A 300-nucleotide genomic window follows, 5' to 3' on the forward strand; every position below is an offset into this window, starting at 1 on the left:
CCCTTCGGCAGGTTAACGAGGAAGGGGTACTGTTTCCGGGCGACTGTCCCGAGCGGATTGTGCACAACTGCTGGTCGGTCCGCACCGTACTGCGCTTCGCCATGCCTTTCGGGCTGATCGAGGAGGTTGGCGGTGAAAGCGACGTACCCTGGCTGAAGGGAGAGCCAGAGAGCTTGGTTATCCGCAGGAGCGCGCTCTACGACCGGGTGGTCTCCTGGGCACTCACGTGAGACGACGGATGGTAAGTTCGCCGGCTGGTTCGGTCACGGGTTCTGGTGCTGGACGCTAGTTGTCGGCGAA

1 pseudogene is annotated in these 300 nt (G+C 62.3%); it reads left to right on the forward strand.

Annotated features, from left to right (window positions below):
• A pseudogene (locus tag LRA98_RS12955) lies at positions 1 to 230 on the forward strand (hypothetical protein); the annotation flags it as partial.
• Positions 231 to 300 lie beyond the last annotated feature (70 nt).

Source organism: Halorhodospira sp. M38 (assembly GCF_022227985.1).
Classification (GTDB): domain Bacteria; phylum Pseudomonadota; class Gammaproteobacteria; order Nitrococcales; family Halorhodospiraceae; genus Halorhodospira; species Halorhodospira halophila_A.